A 22,032-nucleotide genomic window follows, 5' to 3' on the forward strand; every position below is an offset into this window, starting at 1 on the left:
CTATGGGGCGAAATCAATGCCACCTGCTATGCAGGTGGTTTTTTACGCACTTATTGTTGATTTTTGATGCAGATCAATTCTTTCATTTTTAATAAGTTAGCAATAGTTGATGAATTTCGTTTTTTGTAAAAAACCTTTGAAAGATGTGATCTGGCTTAAAACAAGAATACCCATAGAGAGGTATATTTCGCTCGAAATTTAAACCATACAAAGGGAGTGGGTAATGAAAAAGGCGTCTTTCTTATTACTGGCAGCTGCACTGGTGCCATCATTCGTACAGGCTCATCAGGCTGGTGATGTCATTGTTCGTGCAGGGTCCGCAACTGTGCGTCCGGTGGAAGGGTCTGACAATGTATTGGGAAGTCTGGGATCGTTTAAAGTTGATAACAATACCCAGCTTGGTTTAACGTTCAGTTACATGGTGACTGACAATATCGGAGTGGAGTTACTGGCGGCGACACCGTTTAATCATCGGGTTGGGTTGGACAGCCTTGGCGGAACCATTGCCGAAGTGAACCATCTGCCCCCATCGCTGGTCGCACAATACTATTTCGGTGACAAAGCCGACAAGCTTCGTCCTTACCTTGGGGTCGGGGTGAACTACACTATGTTTTATGATGAAAAATTCAATCAACGCGGAAAAGACGTCGGGCTGAGCGATCTGAGCCTGAAGAATTCCTGGGGATTGGCTGCGCAGGCGGGGTTGGATTACAACCTGGATGAAAACTGGTTGATTAACGCCTCGGTGTGGTGGATGGATATTGATACGGATGTGAAGTTCAAACTGAACGGGGAACAGCATAGCGTCAGTACCCGGTTGGATCCGTGGGTCTTTATGTTTGGCGTAGGATATCGGTTCTGATTATTTATAAACGGGCAACGTTATGTTTCTATCTTGCCCGTCTTATTTTTTTATTCGATAACAAACCATAAAAAACGGCGGATTCTTATCCGCCGTTTTTGCAGACAGGAAATAACAAACCAATAAATAAATCTTTATTCTTAAGTGAAACTTTATTCTTTAATAAATCTTTATCATGGCATTAATTGAAATTTTCAAAACATTGGTAATTAGAAGTTGTATTGAACGCCTACACGTAAACGAGTCTGGCGTTCGTCAGTAGTTTTGTTTCCTTCAACATTTGCCACCTGGACATAAGGCGTCCAGTTCTTATCAATTTTATACGACAGTTTCACATCATGGGTCATGCCATCGTTTTCGCTATCAGAAATATAACCGAATGAACCAGCCTTGGTATTCTTGTTATATTCGAACTCATACTCAATGGTGAAGTTGGCAGGTAATTTATAACCAAGGGTACTGGTAATCGTATAGCCTGTCATATCCGTTGGGTTTGTCGCACTACCAATGTTATTGCTGTAACGCTTGTAGAACGGACGATAGCGCAAGCCGTAGTACACCGAGTCGGTGATGTTTGCCATGCCTTTAATATAAGGACGGTAGTTGTTGGTATCTGAGTCAGTCACCAGATTAAAACCACCTTCCAGGCTGAACACTTTATCGAACTTATACAGGTAGCTGGCGGTCACTTCAGTACCGTTGGTGACGGTTTCGTTATAGGGTTTATTAGGGGTGTTATCCTTGCTGGACTGCTTCCATTTTCCTTCCATCGACAAGCCGAAGCCATTTTCAAAACGGTTGGAAATCAGAAGACGGTCTTGATGATTAGCGCTTGTCGTATCCTTCATTTCATGACGGTAGTCGAACGTTACCGCCATGGAGCTTAAGCTAATTAAAGAGGTTACCAACATTGTTAGAATTTTAACTTTCATTTTATTATCCCGTGTCAAAGAGAATTATTATTTAATAATATGCTGCCACTTTTGTTCAGCGGCTCCATTCTATTTGTTATTTTTAATATTAATGTGAATAAGATCTTCAAAATAAGAAAATAAAAAATGATTTCATTTCTGTGATTCTCTTCTTGTTTTAAGAGATTTATTTATGCCTTTTAAAATTGAATTGTTATTTTAATTGATGTTTCTTGTTAAAATAAACAAGATTATTTCAATATGAAATGTAATATGTTGCGTATGTTTTTAATTCCAATAAACCTATTATTTATTAAATAAGAATCATTATTCTAAAAGTATAAAGAGCGATTGAGATTTTTATTTTTAATTCATTATTACCAGTAAAAGATAATTAAGCAGAATAATACACTACGTAGTAACGTACCGGGAAACATAGTCTGCTAATATTTTGGTTGGTTGTCGGGTGATGCCGTACCGTAAGATACGCCATACCGCAAAGAAACGATATGGCGCCAGGAGAGGTTATCTTTCAGTGCTTACGAACGCGTCGCGGCTTTCATCTCGCTGACAAAAGCGTGTAACTGCGACAGCATTTCAGCGGGCTGATGCTGGTTTTTTTCGATGATCCGCACCACAGCGGAGCCGGAAATAGCACCGGCGGCGCCAGCAGAGAGTGATTCATGAACCTGAGAAGGTTCAGAAATCCCAAACCCCTGAAGGGACGGAGCGGCATTATACTCGCGCAATTTAGTGACAAGGTGGTGCAGCGGCAATTGCGCCCGTTTTTCCGTACCCGTCACGCCTGCACGGGATAACAGATAAGTATAACCCCGGCCATAGGAGGCAATTTCGCGTAGCAAATCGTCATCGGCGTTAGGCGGGCAGATAAAGATCGGCGCGATACCATGACGTTGAGCCGCCGCACGGAAAGGCGCGGACTCTTCCACCGGAACATCGGCAACCAGAACAGAATCAACGCCGACTTCAGCGCAACGCTGATAAAACGCATCAATACCGTTACTGAATACCAGATTGGCGTACATCAGCAGACCGATAGGCACATCCGGGTATTTCTGCCGGATTGCGGCCAACATTTCAAAACAGTGGCCTGGCGTTACACCGGCAGCAAAAGCGCGGAGCGTGGCATCCTGAATGGTTGGGCCGTCTGCCAGCGGGTCCGAGAAAGGGACTCCCAGCTCTAACGCATCGGCGCCAGCCGCAATCAACGTATCAATAATTTTCAGTGATTGCTCGGGTGATGGATCGCCCAGCGTAACAAAGGGGACAAACGCGCCTTCTTTGTTATCAGACAGACGTTTGAATAGATGTTGATAACGCTCCATTAAATTTCTCCCCGGTCTTTCAGAATATCGTGAACGGTAAATATGTCTTTATCGCCGCGGCCAGACAGGTTGACCACCAGTATTTGTTCTTTCTCTGGCTCCTCTTTGATCATCTTAAGCGCGTAGGCCAGCGCGTGAGCCGATTCCAGTGCCGGAATAATCCCTTCCTGGCGAGAAAGCGCTTTAAAGGCATCCAGCGCTTCATCATCGGTGATCGAAACATAATCAGCGCGGCCAATACTGTTCAGATAAGCGTGCTGCGGCCCTACGGAAGGGAAATCCAGACCGGCGGACAGGGAATAAGATTCTTCAATCTGTCCGTCCGAGGTTTGCATCATGGGAGATTTCATACCAAAGTAGATCCCCACGCGGCCATGTTTCAACGGCGCCCCGTGTTGCCCCGTTTCAATGCCCAGACCGGCGGGTTCGACGCCAATCAATCGAACTGACGTATCATCAATAAAGTCGGCAAACATGCCAATGGCGTTGGAGCCGCCACCCACGCACGCCAGAACGGCATCCGGCAGCCGGCCTTCTTTTTCCTGCATCTGGGCTTTGGTTTCTTCACCGATCATCCGCTGGAATTCACGTACGATGGTCGGATAAGGGTGCGGGCCAGCCGCCGTTCCCAACAGGTAATGGGAATTCTCATAACTGCCAGACCAGTCGCGTAGCGCTTCGTTACAGGCATCCTTCAGAGTGGACGAGCCGCTGTGTATGGGGATCACTTCGGCGCCCATCAAACGCATACGGAATACGTTGGGCGATTGGCGTTCAACGTCCTTGGCCCCCATATAAATGCGGCACTTTAACCCCAGCAGAGCACAGGCCAGCGCGGTGGCGACGCCATGCTGGCCGGCGCCGGTTTCAGCGATGATTTCGCTTTTTCCCATCCGTTTGGCCAACAGCGCCTGGCCCAGAACCTGATTGGTTTTGTGCGCGCCGCCGTGCAGCAGATCTTCGCGCTTCAGATATAGCTTGGTACGCGTTCCCGCCGTCAGGTTTTTGCATAAGGTCAAGGCCGTTGGCCGACCGGCATAGTTTTTCAGCAGATCGAGAAATTCAGCCTGAAAGTCAGGATCTTGCTGAGCGCTGACAAAAGCTTCTTCCAGTTGACGCAGCGCGGGGATGAGAATCTGCGGGACATACTGTCCGCCGAATTCACCAAAGTAAGGATTGAGTAACGTCATAATGTTCCTGTCTTTATACATTTAATAGTGATCAATATCGTCGGCTTATATCGTGCGCAACGCCTTGAAAACAGCCGCAATCTTATTCGGATCTTTCTGTCCTGGCTGACTTTCCACCCCGGAGTTAAAATCCAACCCTATACCGCCGAGCTGAGCGGCCCGTGAACAGTTTTCGGCATTCAATCCCCCGGCCAGCATGACATTATCCAGCGACTCGCCATTGAGAACTGACCAGTCAAATGTTTGACCGCTTCCGCCCTGAGCATTATCCAGCAAATAGCGATCGACATCCCGCAGGTTGCGAACGGGAAGTTCTCCATCCATGCTCAGCGCTTTCCAGATCTGGCAAGATGCGGGCAACTGCTGACGAAGTTGTGAAATGGTTTGTTGGTTTTCCTGCCCATGTAGCTGGACGGCGGTTAACTTAAGCTGCCCGGCGATATTGACAATCTTGTCAACAGGCGCATCGCGGAACACACCGACATAGCGAAGCGGGGCGCCGGCGATCACTTTTTCAGCCTGTGCCGGATCGACATATCGCGGGGAGGTTTCCACAAAAATCAGGCCGCCGTAAAGTGCTCCCGCACGATAAGCCGCCAGTGCATCTTCGGCGCGGGTAAGTCCGCAGACTTTGTTTTCACCCAGAATGACACGCCTTACGGCCATGGTCAGGTCGGGCTCGGACATTAATGAGCTGCCGATCAGGAAACCATCGGCGAACTGACTCAATTCACGAATTTGCGCATAGCGATTGATACCTGACTCGCTGATCACCGTCACGCCGGATGGCAGACGTGGCGCCAGTGTCCGGGTACGGTTGAGATCGATAGACAGATCGCGCAAATTTCGGTTGTTGATCCCGACCACGCGAGCTTCAAGCTGAATCGCTCTCTGTAACTCTTCTTCATTACTGACTTCGGTCAACACCCCCAGTTTCAGGCTATGAGCGACGTCGGACAACTGCCGATACCGATCGTCATCAAGCACCGATAGCATCAGTAAAATCGCATCGGCCTGATAATAACGCGCCAGATAAATCTGGTAGGGTGAAATGATGAAATCCTTGCACAATACCGGTTGCGACACCGCCGCGCTGACCAGCGGCAGGAACGAAAAATCGCCCTGAAAATATTTCTCATCGGTCAGAACAGAAATGGCCGAGGCGTAGTCCTGATAAACCCGTGCAATGGCGACGGGATCGAAATCATGACGAATCAGCCCCTTTGACGGCGACGCTTTTTTGCATTCCAGAATAAACGCAGGTTTATTCTGTCGCAGAGCCTGATAAAAATCACGCTGACTTGGCACGATCTCATGCTGAAAAGTAGACAGCGGCTGCTTTTGCTGGCGCGCTTCAACCCATAAGGCTTTATCACGCACTATTTTATTCAGAACGGTTTCCTGCATGACTTCGTTATCCTCTGGCAGACAGGTCAATAACACGCTGATAAACCTGTCCGCTTTGTATGACTTCCAGCGCCTGTTGAGCATTCTGACGCAGATTCTCCTGCCCGAACAACCGCATTAATAATGCGACGTTGGCGGCGACGGCTGCGCCATGCGCGCGCTCGCCTTTACCTTGTAGCAGAGCGGCCAGAATGTCACGATTTTCTTCCGGGGTTCCGCCCTGCAATGACGATAGCGAATAGCTGTCCAGACCGAAATCCTTGTGCGTCAATTCGTAAGTTTCGATCTCGCCATTATTGAGTTCGGCAACCTGTGTTGGCGCATGAATGGCGACTTCATCCATCCCGCCGCCGTGGACCACGGCGGCGCGTTGATAACCCAGCACGCGCAGCGTTTCGGCGATAGGGCGAACCAGCGCCGGACTATAGACGCCGATCAGCGCCAGTGGCGGTCGGGCCGGATTGACCAGCGGCCCCAGTACATTGAATACCGTGCGGGTTTTCAACTGCTGACGCACAGGCGCCGCATGACGGAACCCCAGATGATATTGCGGGGCGAACAGAAAACAGACGCCTAAATCATCCAGTGCCTGGCGAGAGGTCTGCGCAGACATGTCGAGTTTGATGCCAAACGCCGCCAGCAAATCGGATGACCCTGAACGGCTGGATACACTGCGGTTACCGTGTTTGGCCACTTTCAGACCACAACCGGCCGCGACAAAAGCGCTGGCTGTTGAAATATTAATGCTGTTGGTACCATCGCCCCCGGTGCCGACGATATCGGCAAACAAATAATCCGGTCGGGGGAAAGGCTGGGCATCAGCCAGTAACGCCGCCGCCGCGCCCGCGATCTCATCAGGGTGCTCGCCACGAACTTTCATACTGATTAACGCCGCGGCCAATTGGCTGGCTTCCAGTTCACCGTGAATAACCGCGGTAAACAGGTCCTGGCTTTCCTGGCGGCTGATGTTCTCAGCCCGGTATAATTTTTCCAGTGTGTTTTGCAAGGAGAAAGTATTTTGCATGATAGCGTCCTTCCTTAAGCCAAAGCCCAGTTCAGCGTTTGTTCGAGCAGACGCGCACCGTGGGTGGTTAAAATTGATTCAGGATGAAATTGGAAACCACAAACGCGGTCTGCATCATTCCGCACGGCCATGACCATGTTATTGAAACGAGCATTGACGGTCAGCGTTGAGGGAATATTGCTGCCAACCAGCGAGTGATAGCGGGCGACCGGCAGAGGCGACGGTAATCCGTTGAACATGCCTAATCCGTCATGATCGATAGCGGAAGCTTTGCCATGCAGGATTTCACCGGCTTGACCGACATGACCGCCATAGGCTTCAACAATGGCCTGATGACCGAGGCAGATGCCGATAATCGGCAATCTGCCGCGCAGACGTTGCAGCAGTTGCGGCATACAGCCCGCATCTGCCGGGGTGCCGGGACCGGGAGAAAGCATCAGCACGGGGTTTTCCATTTGCTGCAGGCGTTCAATAATGACCTCGGCAGGTATCTGGTTGCGGTAAATCACCACATTGTGTCCGCTGGCGCGCAACTGATCCACCAGGTTGTAGGTGAAAGAGTCGATATTATCGAGCAGTAGGATATCGGCCATTAGAACATCTCCTTTGCATTATGCGCGCTGGCAATGGCCCGCAGTACCGCCCGGGCTTTATTCCGTGTTTCATCGGCTTCCGCCTGTGGATTCGAGTCCAGAACGACCCCGGCGCCCGCCTGAACGGTGGCGATGCCATCTTCAACATAGGCGGATCGGATAACGATGCAGGTATCCAGATCGCCATGCGCCGTGAAATAGCCAACGGCGCCGCCATAGCTGCCGCGACGGGTTTTCTCGCTCCCGGCGATCAATTGCATGGCGCGGACTTTCGGCGCGCCGCTTAGCGTCCCCATATTCATACAAGCACGGTAGGCGTGCAGCACGTCCAAATCTTCTCGTAGCGTACCGACGACGCGGGAAACCAGATGCATAACGAAGGAGTAGCGATCAACTTTGGTCAGGTCGGCGACGTAACGGCTGCCAGGATGACAGATTCGCGCCAGATCGTTGCGCGCTAAATCGACCAGCATCAGATGTTCTGCCAATTCTTTATGATCGGTGCGCATTTCCAGTTCAATACGGCTGTCAAGATCGCGATCCAGTGAACCATCCGCACGACGACCGCGAGGACGCGTGCCGGCAATCGGGTAAATTTCAATCTGGCGGCTGTCCGCATCGTATTTCAATGAGCTTTCCGGCGAAGCGCCGAACAGGGTGAAGTCCTGATCCTGCATAAAAAACATATACGGGCTGGGATTATTGTCTTTCAGCGTTTGATAGGCCGCCAGCGGGGATGGGCAGGGTAATGAGAACCGTCGTGACGGCACTACCTGGAAAATTTCGCCAATGCGGATAGCCTGTTGCATCTGGCTGACGACTTCGCCAAAGGCTTCGTCGCTCTGATTACAGTTCAACGTCATACTTTCAATTGACTGGCGCGGCAGCGCCGGTGCCGGGTGAGTCAACTGCTGCTGCAACTGTTCCAGACGGTGTTGCAGGCGTTGGCGTTCAGCATTATCCGGCGTAAACAGGCTGGCCTGTAGCTTGGTGACATGTTGTTGATGGTCGAGAATCAATAACGTTTCCGCCAGATAGAAACAGAAGTCCGGGCAGCGTTGTTGCTGACTCAGCGCCGGCAGCGATTCAAAACCGGCGACCAGATCGTATGCAAACAATCCGCCGAGAAACATCGCTTCCCGCTCGTCTTTAGGACAGTCGACCAACGTCAGAATCTGACGTAAGGCATCAAAGACGGACAATGAACGCAGTCGCGCATCTTCATCCTGAAGCGTATCGGCTTCGGGAAAGGTCAGTTCTCGTCCGTTAGGATGTGGTTCATTACGAATGTCGGCGGGCAGCGCAGCATCCAGCAAAGGAAGCAAGGCTGCGCCGTTTGCCGTCAGCGCCTGTACCGAAACCAACGGGCCCAGTGCGGTAATACGCAAAGCGCTATCGACGATTAACAGGCTTTGCAGATTTTCTTTGCTGTCAATTTCTGCGGATTCCAGCAGCAGCGTCGATGGTCTGGCGCCGCACAGCTGATGGAAGATGGCGCTGGGGTCGTTTCGATACACGGCCTCGGTACGCAGCAGTTCCAGTTTTGGTTTTGTTGTTTGCATTATTGCTACCTGTATCAATGTGTCCATAAAAAACACCCGGGTGTTTTTCAACGTCGCTTGCGACGGCCCAAAGGGTGATGGATAAATAGCTCGTCATAAAAAAGCCCGCTGGATAAGCGGGCCTGGGAATATCTGCATGTTGTGATAACAGCGATGCGTGATTACTCCACCCGCGACAGGGAAGAGCGCCACCAACCAAGTTCCATCATCTTTTGCATAGTCATTATCATCATCTCACTATCTGCGTGCTGAGCTTGTGTACTAGTTAACTGGTTCGCGTGGCAAAAGTCAACAACAGGAATAACATTATTTTATTGTACCGGGCAATGGTTTGGTGAGCCGCGTACTGGGCGGCGGGGAAATGAATCTTATTTACCCTTTTACGCAGGTTAATGGCATCATGCCGTCTTAACCCGATTAGATATCAGGGAAAATACGGGAATGGGATGTCTTGTCTGTTCGTTCCGGGCATCCCGGCCTTTGCCATCGGTTTCTGCCTGCTTAAGCGGGTGATGAACGTACACCGCCAGTCATGGATATATTTGTGCCAGAAGAATCTCAATCAATTTTGTCATCGTTTCCGCTCTATGACCTGCATAGTCATACTACTGCGTCAGACGGTTTATTGACGCCGCCCGAACTGGTCGCCCGTGCCGTAGCGATGCGCGTGAATGTTCTGGCTATTACCGATCACGATACCACCGCCGGACTGGCGGAGGCCCGGCGGTCTATTGATAACCACCGATTTCCGCTGCGGCTTGTTGCCGGCGTGGAGATTTCCACGCTGTGGGAAAACCATGAAATTCATATCGTGGGACTGGGGATGGATGTTGATCACCCAGCCCTGTGTGCGCTTTTACAGCAACAGGCGCAGTCAAGGCTGGCGCGGGCAGAGCAAATTGCTATCCGGCTGGAAAAAGCCCGCATCCCTGATGCGTTTGCCGGTGCCAGCCGGTTGGCGCCGGGCGGTCAGATCACCCGCGCGCATTTTGCCCGCTATCTGGTTGAGCGCGGTGTTGCACCGAATATCAATCAGGTATTCAAAAAATATCTGGCGAAAGGGAAAACCGGTTACGTTCCGCCACAGTGGTGTACAATAAAGCAAGCGATTGATGCCATTCATCAATCTGGTGGTGTTGCGGTGTTGGCCCACCCAGGGCGTTACGACCTGACGGCCAAATGGCTGAAGCGTCTGTTAAGTACATTTGCCGGGAACGGCGGGCAGGCTATGGAAGTGGCGCAATGCCAGCAGGCGCCGGATGAACGGACCCAGCTTGCTCGTTATGCCAGAGATTTTCATCTGATGGGGTCGCAAGGGTCTGATTTCCATCAACCTTGCGCCTGGATTGAGTTGGGGCGGAAATTGTGGCTGCCTGCCGATGTTGAGCCCGTCTGGCAACACCCGGCTTTGGCGCAGTAACGGCACCGATCGGATGTGAGCCATTATCCCATAACCGGTTTGGCAACCACACGTGAATAACGTGTTGGAATAATCATGTCCTAAAATAACAACGTTTCAGCACCATAACGATCCAATATTTGCACGACTACGCGGGGCGCTGAAGGCGTACACGGGTATTTCAGAAGCACGAGGTAGTGTCATGAGTCAGTTTTTCTATATCCACCCGCAGAATCCACAACCGCGATTGATTACGCAATCCGTGGATTTTCTGCATAAAGGTGGAGTCATTGTCTATCCCACCGATTCCGGTTATGCACTGGGATGTATGCTGGGCGACAAAAACGCGATGGAGCGTATCTGCCGAATCCGCTCACTGGACAGTAACCACAACTTTACATTGATGTGCCGCGATCTGTCTGAGCTGTCCACTTATGCCTATGTTGATAATGCCGCATTTCGCCTGATTAAAAACAATACGCCGGGCAACTACACCTTCATTCTGAAGGCGACCAAAGAAGTTCCCCGCCGCCTGATGAATGAAAAGCGCAAGACGATTGGGCTGCGCGTGCCGTCCAATCCCATTGCGCTGTCATTGCTGGCCGCACTGAATGAGCCGCTTATGTCTACCACGCTGATGTTGCCGGGCAATGATTTTGCCGAATCCGATCCGGAAGAAATTCAGGACACGCTGGGCAAACAGGTGGATTTGATCATTCACGGCGGTTTTCTTGGGCAGCAGCCAACAACCGTTATTGATTTAACCGAGTCGTCGCCGCAGATTGTCCGTGAAGGCACCGGGGATGTGACGCCGTTTCAGTAATCGTTCGCGCATCATCGGACTGATGAAGGAGGGATAGCGACAACATCCCGTTTCTGGAACGCCGCTTTGCTCTGTCCGCACAACAATAACAATTAGGATACAAATGGCGCGAATCTCTGTATAATCGCGCCAGCATTTTTTATGACATATTATTTTCACATAACTCACTGAATTATAACAGTGAGTTATGTTCCCCCCGACGCCTGGGAAGGCGACACTCAGAGGTTGCTCGATGAGCGAAAAGCTACAGAAAGTACTGGCGCGCGCAGGTCACGGTTCGCGTCGTGAAATTGAAGGTATTATCCAGGCGGGACGCGTTAGCGTTGATGGCAAAATTGCCACGCTGGGTGACCGTGTTGAAGTGACAAAAGCCACCAAAATCCGTATTGACGGCCACGTGGTTTCCGTCAAGGAAACCGAAGAAACGGTTTGCCGTGTGCTTATCTATTACAAACCGGAAGGTGAACTGTGTACGCGCAGCGATCCGGATGGTCGTCCTACCGTATTTGATCGTTTACCGAAAATCCACGGCTCTCGCTGGGTGGCTGTCGGTCGTCTGGACGTGAATACCTCGGGGCTATTGCTGTTTACCACCGATGGGGAACTGGCCAATCGCCTGATGCATCCCAGCCATGAAGTTGAGCGTGAATATGCGGTGCGGGTATTCGGCGAAATCAATGATGAGAAGCTCAAACAGCTTAGCAAAGGCGTGCAGCTGGAAGATGGCCCGGCGTCGTTCCGCACGATTCGTTATCAAGGCGGCGAAGGCCTTAACCAATGGTATAACGTGACGCTGACGGAAGGGCGTAACCGTGAAGTTCGCCGCCTGTGGGAAGCGGTCGATGTGCAGGTTAGCCGCCTGATCCGCGTGCGCTACGGCGACATTCAATTGCCTAAAGGGCTGCCGCGCGGCGGCTGGACTGAAATGGCGCTGGACGATATTAACTACCTGCGAGAATTGGTGCAACTGCCGCCGGAAACCGTGACCAAACTGCCGGTTGAGCGGGAGCGTCGTCGGGTAAAAGCCAATCAGATTCGTCGTGCGGTAAAACGTCACAGCCAGATTAATTCGACGCCAGCAAGACGCTCGTCACCGAAACCCAAACGTAACGGTTAATATCCACTCGTTGGCGTTCAGGCAGAGAGGTTCCCGAGCAGGGGACATCTCTGGCCGGATGGTGTGATCCCTGCGTCCTGGAATCACATAAAACGCCGTTTACCAGTCTATACCTTGCTGTGCTTTGATTCCCGCTTCAAACGCATGTTTGACCGGGCGCATTTCGGTCACGGTATCGGCGATCTCCAGTAAATCCCGGTGACAACCGCGTCCGGTGATTATTACCGTTTGTCCGGCAGGGCGCTGGTTCAGTGCGTTAATTACGTCATCCAGTGCCAGATAACCGTAGCTGATCATATAAGTCAGTTCATCCAGCACCACCAGATCCAACTGTGGATCGGCGAGCATTCGCTTACCGTGCTGCCAGACTTTCACTGCCGCATCGGTGTCAGTCTGGCGATTCTGGGTTTCCCAGGTAAAGCCGGTTGCCATAACCTGAAATTCCACACCGTGCTTTTGCAGCAGATTTTTTTCGCCATTTGGCCATTCGCCTTTAATAAACTGAATAACGCCTGCGCGTAAATTGTGCCCGACGGCGCGCGTAACCGTACCAAAAGCAGCGGTGGTTTTCCCTTTCCCATTTCCGGTGAAAATGATCAGAATGCCGCGTATGTCATTGGCCGCGGCAATACGGGCATCTACACGTTCTTTAATGCGTTGCTGACGCTGTTGGTGACGTTCATCGCTCATCAGATATTCTCGATTGGTTAGTCGGCGGGGCCGGCTTTTCTGCCGGGTTGGGCGTCAAAGCTCATCCCGGTTTTCCGGCGGCTGTCATCACCCATTAAATAAAGGTACAGCGGCATGATATCCGCGGGGGTTTTCAGTTTCTCCGGGTTTTCATTCGGGAAAGCGGAGGCTCGCATGGTGGTGCGCGTACCGCCGGGGTTAATGCAGTTCACCCGCAGATGGGTATGCCGATATTCATCTGCAAGGACCTGCATCATGCCCTCGGTCGCAAATTTGGACACTGAGTAGGCTCCCCAGCCTGCACGGCCCTGGCGTCCCACGCTGGAGCTGGTGAAAACCAGTGACGCACTGGGAGACTTCAGTAATAACGGCAGCAGAGCTTGCGTCAGCATAAAGGCCGCATTGACGTTGACCTGCATGACCTGATGCCAGGTTTCGACGGATTGCTCCGCCATCGGCGCGATATCCCCAAGGAGTCCGGCGTTGTGCAGTACGCCATCCAAATGGGGAATGACGCGGGCTAACTCGTTGGCAATTTGGAAAAACTGTTCGGAATGGGCCGTTAACATGTCACAAACAATGATGTGGGCTTCTGTGCCATTTTCCTGAAAAATTTGCTGTTTCACGGCCTGAAGTTTGCTTTCTGTTCGGCCAAGCAGAACAAGGCGGGCGCCAAATCGGGCATAGGTGAGGGCCGCTTCGCGGCCGATACCGTCGCCTGCACCGGTGACCAAAATGATACGTTGTTGCAGCAAGTCGTTTTTAGGCTGGTAATGCACGGGGAATTCCTCTTACCGTGGCGGTGTTGATGCCACGTTTCAGATAACAGACCTGCCAGACACCATGATTTAGCGGTATGCCATCGCTGTACTGCCAGGGTATCCGGCTGAACAAAGACATCCAATGGGGATGAAGATAAAGGAGTTATGCCTTAAATAACGCGAGTTTTCAATGAGAGTGGCGCCATTTCTTATTGGCGGGATATCCTGCCCGCCCTCTCGCGGGTGCGGTAAAAAGCAGTAGAAAGCAGGAAACGATGTGAATAACATCGCCATCTCGCACGTCATCAGTTAGGTTAACGCTTTAGCGCACGACGCTGATGTCGTAGTTGGTTAGAATAATCAACATCATATTCAATACTCAGTTAATGAGGGCGGTATTTGTGGAATTACTTTCTCAGTACGGTTTGTTCCTGGCTAAAGCGCTCACCATCGTGGTGGCGATCGGCGCGCTGGTGATTGTGGCATTTGGCATATCACAGCGAAAGCGTCAGCACAAAGGTGAGTTACAGGTGATTAATCTGAGCGAACAGTACCGTGATATGCAGCGGGAAATGCAAACCGCCTGCATGAATGACGCTGAGCGTAAGCAGTTATCCAGGCAAGAAAAAAAGAAAGCAAAAGCGTCAGCCAGGCAAGATAAGCAGCGGGCGAAACGCGGTGAAGAAAAAAATGCAAAACCTTGTCTGTATGTGTTGGATTTCAACGGCAGTATGGATGCCGGCGAGGTAAGTTCGTTACGTGAAGAGATTTCTGCCGTACTGGCCGTGGCGAAACCGCAGGATGAGGTGCTGCTGAGACTGGAAAGTCCGGGTGGAGTGGTGCATGGATACGGGCTGGCCGCATCGCAACTGCAACGCTTGCGACAGGGCGGCGTTCGCCTGACGGTCGCTGTCGATAAAGTAGCCGCCAGCGGCGGATATATGATGGCCTGCGTAGCCGATCGCATTGTCGCTGCGCCGTTTGCCATTGTGGGGTCAATTGGCGTGGTCGCTCAAATTCCCAACTTCAATCGCTTATTGAAGAACAAGGATATTGATGTTGAATTGCATACCGCTGGTGAGTTCAAGCGTACATTGACCCTGTTTGGTGAAAACACCGAGGCCGGGCGGGAAAAATTCCGTGAAGATTTGAATGTCACTCATCGGCTGTTCAAACAGTTTGTGCAGGATATGCGCCCTTCGCTGGATATTGATTCCGTCGCCACCGGTGAACATTGGTTCGGTTCTCAGGCCAGGGATCTGGGGCTGGTCGATGCGATTGGCACCAGTGACGATCTGCTGATCGCCGAAATGGAGAACCACGAAGTCCTCAACGTGCGTTACACCCGTCGTAAACGCCTGCTGGATCGCCTGACAGGCAGCGCGGGGGATACCGCGGAACGATTAATGCTACGCTGGTGGCAGCGCGGCAATAAACCGCTGCTGTAAGCGTGGAAATATAGCGTGTAACGCCATCGCCCGCGAATTATCGCGGGCGATTTGTTTTTAATCGATCAGATAATATTTTTCAGACAGCACCTGGGCCAAATGTTTAAACATATTGAAAACCGCCGTTGTCTTGAGCGTGGGTAACCCATTGTCATCAAGGAAAAACTCGCCGCGAAAGACCAGTACGTCATTTTTTTGTTCTACGCTCTCGGCGAGCATGCCGTGCAGGTAATCGTCGTGATTTTGAATAATTGAATTGGCTTCAGCCAGCAAACTCTGACGGTCAATCGGGGTTTTTTCTGCGCGTATCTGAGATTCATTGGACATTTATTACCTACTCCTGTGTTCAAACTTTAATCATCGTCGGCTTTTTAGCGTAATCCTGAACAGCTAAGGATCGCGATGCTGGAGCGACTACGGTGCGTGCTATCCAGAACAATAGTGATGTTTCCCGTGATGAAAAGATTGTACTGCGTGAAACGATGCTATCGCAAATGTACTAAATTTTAGCAACTTGCTTGCCGATACTGAATTCAGTTCAGATTGGCTAAAACGTCGTTTCCATGCTAATTAGGTTGCGTGGCGTTATTTATCAGGTAGAGTGTGGGATTTTGTGCTGCCAGTGGAATAATTTCTTTACGTCATGGCAGTCTGCACTGATTTAATGTGGTAGATAGACAACGTTAATGTTCAGACAGAATAGAGGGTTACAGGCGTCGCGTTGAAAAAAAGGTTCACCCGCGCAGGATAAATCCGCAACGCCGTGATCCACAATTAATCGAGCATCCGCCCTTGTTTATTTTGGTGGATGCCCCCAAAAGATATCTGATTTTCAGAAGAATTAAGCAGGTAATAGTACATATGGGTAAAGCTCTCGTTATAGTTGAGTCCCCGGCAAAAGCCAAAACGATCAATAAGTATCTTGGCAATGACTACGTGGTGAAATCCAGCGTCGGTCACGTGCGCGATCTGCCGACCAGTGGTTCAGTCAGTAAGAAGAGCGCAGACTCAACCAAAGACAAAACGAAAAAAACGGTCAAAAAGGATGAAAAATCCGCGCTGGTCAATCGCATGGGGGTTGATCCTTATCATGGCTGGAAAGCCAATTACGAGATTTTGCCTGGCAAGGAAAAAGTCGTTTCTGAACTGAAAACGCTGGCGGAAAACGCTGAGCACATCTATCTCGCAACCGACCTTGACCGCGAAGGGGAAGCCATTGCCTGGCACCTGCGGGAAATCATCGGTGGTGACGATAAGCGGTTCAGCCGCGTGGTGTTTAACGAAATTACCAAGAATGCCATCCAGCAGGCGTTCCAGAAACCGGATAAGTTAAATATCGATCGCGTGAACGCCCAGCAGGCCCGTCGTTTTATGGACCGCGTCGTGGGCTACATGGTTTCTCCGCTGCTGTGGAAGAAGATTGCCCGTGGATTGTCCGCCGGGCGCGTACAGTCTGTTGCCGTACGCCTGATCGTTGATCGCGAGCGTGAAATAAAAGCATTTGTTCCGGAAGAATACTGGGAACTGCACGCCGATTTACTGTCAGGTAATGATGACCAGTTGCAAATGCAGGTCACCCATCACAACGGCAAGCCATTTAAACCGGTTAATAAGGCTCAGACACAGGCAGCGGTCAGTCTGCTGGAGAAAGCCAGCTATGTGGTCGCCGAGCGTGAAGATAAACCGACCAGCAGTAAACCCGGCGCGCCTTTCATCACATCGACGCTACAGCAGGCGGCCAGTACCCGTCTTGGCTTTGGCGTGAAAAAGACCATGATGATGGCTCAGCGCCTGTACGAAGCGGGCTACATCACTTATATGCGTACTGACTCAACCAACTTGAGTCAGGATGCGTTAACCATGGTTCGCGGGTACATCGGCGACGAATTTGGTAAACGTTATCTGCCGGAGGCGGCTAACCACTACAGCAGCAAAGAGAATTCACAGGAAGCGCACGAAGCGATCCGTCCTTCAGATGTGAAAGTGTTGGCCGATAGCTTAAAAGACATGGAAGCGGATGCGCAGAAATTGTATCAGCTGATTTGGCGTCAGTTTGTCGCCTGTCAGATGACGCCGGCGCGGTACGATTCCACGACATTGATTGTTGAAGCCGTGGGTTACCAACTGCGAGCCAAAGGCCGCACGTTGCGATTTGATGGCTGGACGAAAGTCATGCCCGCGCTGCGTAAAAATGATGAAGATCGTACTTTGCCGACGGTAGCGGTGGGTGGGCAACTTGCATTGCAGAAACTGTTGCCGGGGCAGCACTTTACCAAACCGCCAGCGCGTTACAGCGATGCCTCATTGGTAAAAGAGCTGGAAAAACGCGGCATCGGCCGTCCTTCTACTTATGCATCGATTATTTCGACCATTCAGGATCGCGGCTATGTGCGGGTGGAAAACCGCCGTTTCTACGCTGAAAAAATGGGTGAAATTGTTACCGATCGTCTGGAAGAAAACTTCCGTGAACTGATGAACTACGATTTCACCGCGCGTATGGAAAGCAGTCTCGACCAGGTGGCGAATAATCAGGCGGAGTGGAAAGCCGTTCTGGATGAGTTTTTTGCCGAGTTCAGCAAACAGTTGGAAACCGCGGAGCAGGATCCTGAAGAAGGCGGCATGCGGCCGAATCAGATGGTGATGACCAGCATCGACTGCCCGACCTGCGGACGCAAAATGGGAATACGCACTGCCAGCACCGGCGTTTTCCTTGGTTGTTCAGGTTATGCGCTGCCGCCAAAAGAGCGCTGTAAAAGCACTATCAATCTGATCCCTGAGGCAGAAGTGCTGAATGTGCTGGAGGGAGATGAAGCCGAAACCAATGCGCTGCGTGCGCGTCGCCGCTGTTCGAAATGCGGTACCGCTATGGATAGCTATCTGATTGATAATCAACGTAAACTGCACGTGTGCGGTAATAACCCGGCTTGCGATGGTTATGAGATCGAAGAAGGTGAATTCCGTATCAAAGGTTATGACGGCCCGATTGTTGAATGTGAAAAATGCGGCTCGGAAATGCACCTCAAGATGGGGCGCTTTGGTAAGTATATGGCCTGTACCAATGAGACCTGTGGCAACACGCGTAAAATTTTACGTAACGGCGACGTCGCGCCACCGAAAGAAGATCCGGTACCGCTGCCTGAGTTGCCCTGTGAGAAGTCGGATGCGTATTTCGTTTTACGAGATGGCGCAGCGGGCGTTTTCCTGGCAGCCAATACGTTTCCGAAATCTCGGGAGACGCGTGCGCCGCTGGTTGAAGAATTACAACGCTTCAAAGATCGTTTGCCTGAAAAATTGCGTTACCTGGCCGATGCGCCGGCAACGGATAAGGATGGCAATAAAGCGATGGTGCGTTTTAGCCGTAAGACCAAGCAGCAGTATGTTTCTTCGGAAAAGGATGGCAAGGCCACCGGCTGGTCAGCTTTCTACGTCGATGGCAAATGGGTGGAAGGCAAGAAATAAGCCGTTTATCCATCATGTTTTTACGGTTGCCCATCAGAGATATACTGTGGGTAGATGAACGTTAAAACTCACTCAGGCCAGCCTTTTTAGGCTGGTTTTTTTTTGATCTGGGTAAGAGGATGGCGATTTACCCGAGAGAATAATTGTCCGTTGATATAACCTTGACCGGTTTCACGCAATTTCTTTGTGGACATCATGCGATTGTGGTTATATAAAAACTGTTTTTATGATTAAATGACATTAAATGCATGTATATGCATCAGAGTATCGGATAACAAAGCATATTTCTGTTAATGGAACATCATCAGACTTTAACTACCGCACGCACAATTCAATTGGGAATGGGATAAATTATGAAACTGCAACAGCTTCGTTATATTGTTGAAGTTGTTAACCACAACCTGAATGTTTCTTCTACCGCTGAAGGTTTGTATACCTCTCAGCCAGGGATCAGTAAACAAGTCAGAATGTTAGAGGACGAGCTGGGCATTCAGATTTTCGCCCGTAGCGGAAAACACCTGACGCAGGTCACCCCCGCAGGACAGGAAGTCATCCGTATTGCGCGTGAAGTCCTTTCCAAGGTCGATGCCATTAAAGCTGTTGCCGGCGAGCACACTTATCCAGATAAAGGCTCTCTGTATGTCGCCACGACGCATACGCAGGCCCGCTATGCGCTACCCAGCGTAATAAAAGGATTTATTGAGCGTTATCCACGCGTATCGCTGCATATGCATCAGGGATCGCCCACGCAGATAGCGGAGGCGGTGGCCAAGGGAACGGCGGATTTCGCCATTGCGACAGAAGCGTTGCACCTCTATGACGATTTGATCATGTTGCCGTGCTACCATTGGAATCGTGCGGTGGTGGTGAAGCCCGATCATCCTTTGGCTGCAAAGAAAGACATTAGCATTGAAGAGTTGGCCGCTTATCCGATAGTCACCTATACCTTTGGTTTTACGGGGCGTTCAGAGCTGGACACCGCGTTTAATCGGGCAGGGCTGACCCCCCGGATTGTATTCACGGCCACCGACGCGGATGTCATTAAAACCTATGTCAGGTTGGGATTGGGCGTTGGCGTGATTGCCAATATGGCGGTCGATCCGCAGATAGAAACCGATTTAGTGACTATCAATGCCAACAGCATTTTCAGCTACAGCACGACGAAAATCGGCTTTCGCCGCAGCACGTTCTTAAGAAGCTATATGTATGATTTCATTCAGCGTTTTGCCCCGCATCTGACCCGTGATGTGGTGGATACCGCGGTTGCGTTACGCTCTAATGATGAAATCGAGGCGATGTTTAAAGATATTACGCTGCCGGTGAAGTAACTGACGTAAAGAACAGGGTGCAAACAAAAAGGCCAGATAGTCAAACTATCTGGCCTTTTTGCGGAGTTAAGCCAACCGTATTGGTCAGACTGCAATGGCTGTGGTTTCGAAGCCTGCTTTTTCAGGGAACCGCGTAGCGCATTGACTACGCGTAAACTTTTTCTTTGAACTCGCAGAGATCTTCAATCAGGCAGGAGCCACAGCGTGGTTTACGGGCGATACAGGTATAACGGCCATGAAGAATGAGCCAATGATGGCAATCGACCTTAAATTCTTTGGGTACCACTTTCAACAGCTTCTCTTCTACTTGCTCGACGTTTTTGCCCGGAGCGAAGCCAGTACGGTTACAGACGCGGAAAATATGCGTGTCAACGGCAATCGTCGGCCAACCGAAAGCGGTATTCAATACTACGTTAGCGGTTTTACGGCCAACGCCGGGCAAGGCTTCCAGCGCCGCCCGATCTTCAGGTACCTGGCTTTGGTGCTTCTCAATCAGAATACGGCAGGTTTTGATGATATTCTCTGCTTTGCCGTTAAACAGGCCAATGGTCCTGATGTACGCTTTGATGCCATCAACGCCTAATTCGAGCATCGTTTCCGGGGTATTGGCTACCGGATAAAGCTTCGCCGTGGCCTTGTTAACGCTGACGTCGGTCGCCTGAGCAGAGAGCAGAACCGCGATGAGTAATTCAAAAGGGGTACTGAACTTCAATTCCGTTGTGGGATGGGGATTGTTGGCGCGCAGTCTGCTTAAGATCTCAATCCGCGTTTCCTTGTTCATAATGGTTCTCCTGCCGCCTCGGAAGAGGCCGTTTTTGTCACAACGGAGACACTGGCCCGACGCTGTTTCATTTTTTCATCAATCAGGTATTTTGCCGCCAGCAGCAGCCCTAAACCGATAAACGCGCCAGGAGGCAACATTGCCAGCAGGAACGGCGAGTCCAGGTGAACCACTTCAATCCGCAGTGCTGTTGCCCAATGACCTAACAGCTGGTCTGCGCCGTCAAACAATGTTCCGTTGCCGAGAATTTCACGCAGGGAACCTAATACGACCAGCACGCTGGTGGCGCCGAGTCCCATAGCCAGGCCGTCAATTGCCGACAGTCCGACGGGATTTTTCGATGCAAAGGCCTCGGCGCGACCGATAACAATACAGTTCGTCACAATCAAGGGAATGAAAATTCCCAGCGATTGATATAACCCATAGGCGTAGGCGTTGATCAGCATCTGTACCATACTCACTACGGAGGCGATAACCATGACATAAATAGGGATGCGGATTTCCGCCGGAACCCAGCGCCTTAGCGCGGAGACCGCGATATTGGTACAAGTCAGTACCAGCGTGGTTGCCAGCCCTAGTCCTAACGCATTGGTTACGGTGGAGGACACCGCCAGCAACGGGCACAGGCCGAGCAATTGCACCAGCGCCGAGTTGTTTTTCCATAGTCCCTGAATCAGGATATGTTTGGCTTCACTCATCTATTTATTCTCTCCACAAACGGGCAGGGTATCGAGCTGCGACGGCAGCGTTTGCAGATACAGCGCACTACGTTTCACGCTATTGATGACCGCACGTGGCGTAATGGTTGCCCCGGTAAACTGGTCAAACATGCCGCCTTCTTTTTTTACCGCCCAGCGGGCATCATCGCCGCCTTGCACCGTTTGACCGTTAAAACGGGTGATCCAATCGGAAATGCGGATCTCGATTTTATCACCTAATCCGGGTGTTTCATGATGTTCTGTGACCCGGGTACCTAATACAGTGCCATTAAAATCGGCGCCGATCAGAAGCTGTATGGCGCCGGAGTAACCATCGGGCGCGGTGCTCTCTATTGCCGCCGCGACGGGGATGCCATCTTTACGGGCAATGAATAATTGGCGAGGGGATGTTGAACCCAACGCCGAATTCGTGACAACGTAACATTCCTGTTGCAGGTCGTTGTTATACATATCAGACGGAACAACCTGATCCAACAGCATTTTTTGTTGCAATAGCGCCTGTCTGGAAATGGTTGGCCCAGTCAGACTGTTTACCACGGCAGTCAATGCAGTGGTAAATGCGGCAAACAGTGCCAGTGTCATGGCATGGCGGCGCATTGTGGTAAACATGGC

At 50.9% G+C, this 22,032-nt stretch carries 18 protein-coding genes, 1 pseudogene and 1 other annotated feature; of the genes and pseudogenes, 7 read left to right on the forward strand and 12 right to left on the reverse strand.

Going from position 1 to position 22,032, the window contains the following annotated elements:
- The first annotated feature begins 223 nt into the window (after window positions 1-223).
- Window positions 224-862, forward strand: a complete 639-nt coding sequence (gene ompW, locus B4923_RS08930; RefSeq protein WP_109054009.1) for an outer membrane protein OmpW — start codon at window positions 224-226, stop codon at window positions 860-862.
- 209 nt (window positions 863-1,071) lie between these two features.
- Here the strand turns inward: ompW and B4923_RS08935 are convergent, their stop codons facing one another.
- From B4923_RS08935 to B4923_RS08965, 6 genes and pseudogenes are all read right to left on the reverse strand, one after another.
- Window positions 1,072-1,794: an oligogalacturonate-specific porin KdgM family protein gene (locus B4923_RS08935; protein ID WP_109054010.1), complete on the reverse strand. Its 723-nt coding sequence runs from the start codon at window positions 1,792-1,794 to the stop codon at window positions 1,072-1,074.
- Between the two features lie 518 nt (window positions 1,795-2,312).
- Entirely contained in the window at window positions 2,313-3,119 is an 807-nt protein-coding gene (gene trpA / locus B4923_RS08940; protein ID WP_109054011.1) for a tryptophan synthase subunit alpha, read from the reverse strand.
- Complete coding sequence (gene trpB, locus B4923_RS08945) at window positions 3,119-4,312, reverse strand: tryptophan synthase subunit beta (RefSeq protein WP_211313940.1); 1,194 nt, start codon at window positions 4,310-4,312, stop codon at window positions 3,119-3,121. The genes trpA and trpB overlap by 1 nt, the downstream gene beginning before the upstream one ends.
- A 42-nt stretch (window positions 4,313-4,354) precedes the next feature.
- A complete protein-coding gene (gene trpCF, locus B4923_RS08950) occupies window positions 4,355-5,716 on the reverse strand; it encodes a bifunctional indole-3-glycerol-phosphate synthase TrpC/phosphoribosylanthranilate isomerase TrpF (RefSeq protein WP_109054013.1) in 1,362 nt (453 codons plus the stop codon).
- A gap of 7 nt (window positions 5,717-5,723) precedes the next feature.
- Window positions 5,724-7,333 (reverse strand): annotated as a pseudogene (trpD, locus tag B4923_RS21400) (bifunctional anthranilate synthase glutamate amidotransferase component TrpG/anthranilate phosphoribosyltransferase TrpD).
- Window positions 7,333-8,895: an anthranilate synthase component 1 gene (locus B4923_RS08965; RefSeq protein ID WP_109054016.1), complete on the reverse strand. Its 1,563-nt coding sequence runs from the start codon at window positions 8,893-8,895 to the stop codon at window positions 7,333-7,335. Before B4923_RS08965 ends, trpD begins: the two are co-directional and overlap by 1 nt.
- Window positions 8,896-8,990: 95 nt before the next feature.
- Window positions 8,991-9,095: a sequence feature (Trp leader region), on the reverse strand.
- Window positions 9,096-9,439: 344 nt separating this feature from the next.
- Here B4923_RS08965 and rnm point away from each other — a divergent pair.
- From rnm to rluB, 3 genes are all read left to right on the forward strand, one after another.
- Entirely contained in the window at window positions 9,440-10,315 is an 876-nt protein-coding gene (gene rnm, locus B4923_RS08970) for an RNase RNM (protein WP_109054237.1), read from the forward strand.
- Window positions 10,316-10,496: 181 nt separating this feature from the next.
- Complete coding sequence (locus tag B4923_RS08975; protein WP_109054017.1) at window positions 10,497-11,117, forward strand: L-threonylcarbamoyladenylate synthase; 621 nt, start codon at window positions 10,497-10,499, stop codon at window positions 11,115-11,117.
- A 232-nt stretch (window positions 11,118-11,349) separates the two neighbouring features.
- Window positions 11,350-12,234: a 23S rRNA pseudouridine(2605) synthase RluB gene (rluB, locus tag B4923_RS08980; RefSeq protein ID WP_109054018.1), complete on the forward strand. Its 885-nt coding sequence runs from the start codon at window positions 11,350-11,352 to the stop codon at window positions 12,232-12,234.
- Between the two features lie 99 nt (window positions 12,235-12,333).
- Here rluB and cobO read toward each other — a convergent pair whose 3' ends face one another.
- Both cobO and B4923_RS08990 read right to left on the reverse strand, forming a co-directional pair.
- Window positions 12,334-12,924 carry a cob(I)yrinic acid a,c-diamide adenosyltransferase gene (gene cobO, locus B4923_RS08985; protein WP_109054019.1) on the reverse strand — a complete coding sequence of 197 codons (591 nt, stop codon included), beginning with the start codon at window positions 12,922-12,924 and terminating at the stop codon, window positions 12,334-12,336.
- A 17-nt stretch (window positions 12,925-12,941) separates the two neighbouring features.
- Window positions 12,942-13,703, reverse strand: a complete 762-nt coding sequence (locus tag B4923_RS08990; RefSeq protein WP_109054020.1) for a YciK family oxidoreductase — start codon at window positions 13,701-13,703, stop codon at window positions 12,942-12,944.
- A gap of 383 nt (window positions 13,704-14,086) precedes the next feature.
- On the opposite strand from B4923_RS08990, the gene sohB reads away from it, so the two are divergent.
- The gene (gene sohB / locus B4923_RS08995; RefSeq protein ID WP_109054021.1) at window positions 14,087-15,133 is read left to right on the forward strand and encodes a protease SohB; all 1,047 of its coding nucleotides are present in this window, start codon (window positions 14,087-14,089) and stop codon (window positions 15,131-15,133) included.
- Between the two features lie 57 nt (window positions 15,134-15,190).
- Here the strand turns inward: sohB and B4923_RS09000 are convergent, their stop codons facing one another.
- Complete coding sequence (locus B4923_RS09000; RefSeq protein WP_109054022.1) at window positions 15,191-15,460, reverse strand: YciN family protein; 270 nt, start codon at window positions 15,458-15,460, stop codon at window positions 15,191-15,193.
- Window positions 15,461-15,994: 534 nt separating this feature from the next.
- On the opposite strand from B4923_RS09000, the gene topA reads away from it, so the two are divergent.
- Together topA and cysB are read left to right on the forward strand one after the other, a co-directional pair.
- Window positions 15,995-18,592, forward strand: coding sequence for a type I DNA topoisomerase (gene topA / locus B4923_RS09005; RefSeq protein ID WP_109054023.1), 2,598 nt, complete (start codon window positions 15,995-15,997; stop codon window positions 18,590-18,592).
- A 353-nt stretch (window positions 18,593-18,945) separates the two neighbouring features.
- Window positions 18,946-19,920, forward strand: coding sequence for an HTH-type transcriptional regulator CysB (gene cysB, locus B4923_RS09010; RefSeq protein ID WP_109054024.1), 975 nt, complete (start codon window positions 18,946-18,948; stop codon window positions 19,918-19,920).
- A gap of 145 nt (window positions 19,921-20,065) precedes the next feature.
- Here the strand turns inward: cysB and nth are convergent, their stop codons facing one another.
- From nth to rsxG, 3 genes are read right to left on the reverse strand one after another with little or no spacing between them, the layout of a single operon-like run.
- Window positions 20,066-20,701 (reverse strand): endonuclease III, encoded by a 636-nt coding sequence (gene nth / locus B4923_RS09015; protein ID WP_109054025.1) that lies wholly within the window; start codon window positions 20,699-20,701, stop codon window positions 20,066-20,068.
- A complete protein-coding gene (locus tag B4923_RS09020; RefSeq protein WP_109054026.1) occupies window positions 20,698-21,399 on the reverse strand; it encodes an electron transport complex subunit E in 702 nt (233 codons plus the stop codon). The genes nth and B4923_RS09020 overlap by 4 nt, the downstream gene beginning before the upstream one ends.
- On the reverse strand, window positions 21,400-22,029 hold the full coding sequence (gene rsxG, locus B4923_RS09025; RefSeq protein ID WP_109054027.1) for an electron transport complex subunit RsxG: 630 nt from the start codon (window positions 22,027-22,029) through the stop codon (window positions 21,400-21,402).
- Window positions 22,030-22,032 lie beyond the last annotated feature (3 nt).

The organism is Brenneria roseae subsp. americana, assembly GCF_003115815.1.
GTDB lineage: Bacteria > Pseudomonadota > Gammaproteobacteria > Enterobacterales > Enterobacteriaceae > Brenneria > Brenneria roseae.

What these genes read in the sequence shown, in the direction of transcription:
- ompW (WP_109054009.1), top strand. Translation starts at nt 224, where the DNA reads ATGAAAAAGGCGTCTTTCTTATTACTGGCAGCTGCACTGGTGCCATCA.
- B4923_RS08935 (WP_109054010.1), bottom strand. Translation starts at nt 1,794, where the DNA reads ATGAAAGTTAAAATTCTAACAATGTTGGTAACCTCTTTAATTAGCTTA.
- trpA (WP_109054011.1), bottom strand. Translation starts at nt 3,119, where the DNA reads ATGGAGCGTTATCAACATCTATTCAAACGTCTGTCTGATAACAAAGAA.
- trpCF (WP_109054013.1), bottom strand. Translation starts at nt 5,716, where the DNA reads ATGCAGGAAACCGTTCTGAATAAAATAGTGCGTGATAAAGCCTTATGG.
- B4923_RS08965 (WP_109054016.1), bottom strand. Translation starts at nt 8,895, where the DNA reads ATGCAAACAACAAAACCAAAACTGGAACTGCTGCGTACCGAGGCCGTG.
- B4923_RS08975 (WP_109054017.1), top strand. Translation starts at nt 10,497, where the DNA reads ATGAGTCAGTTTTTCTATATCCACCCGCAGAATCCACAACCGCGATTG.
- rluB (WP_109054018.1), top strand. Translation starts at nt 11,350, where the DNA reads ATGAGCGAAAAGCTACAGAAAGTACTGGCGCGCGCAGGTCACGGTTCG.
- cobO (WP_109054019.1), bottom strand. Translation starts at nt 12,924, where the DNA reads ATGAGCGATGAACGTCACCAACAGCGTCAGCAACGCATTAAAGAACGT.
- B4923_RS09000 (WP_109054022.1), bottom strand. Translation starts at nt 15,460, where the DNA reads ATGTCCAATGAATCTCAGATACGCGCAGAAAAAACCCCGATTGACCGT.
- topA (WP_109054023.1), top strand. Translation starts at nt 15,995, where the DNA reads ATGGGTAAAGCTCTCGTTATAGTTGAGTCCCCGGCAAAAGCCAAAACG.
- cysB (WP_109054024.1), top strand. Translation starts at nt 18,946, where the DNA reads ATGAAACTGCAACAGCTTCGTTATATTGTTGAAGTTGTTAACCACAAC.
- nth (WP_109054025.1), bottom strand. Translation starts at nt 20,701, where the DNA reads ATGAACAAGGAAACGCGGATTGAGATCTTAAGCAGACTGCGCGCCAAC.
- B4923_RS09020 (WP_109054026.1), bottom strand. Translation starts at nt 21,399, where the DNA reads ATGAGTGAAGCCAAACATATCCTGATTCAGGGACTATGGAAAAACAAC.
- rsxG (WP_109054027.1), bottom strand. Translation starts at nt 22,029, where the DNA reads ATGTTTACCACAATGCGCCGCCATGCCATGACACTGGCACTGTTTGCC.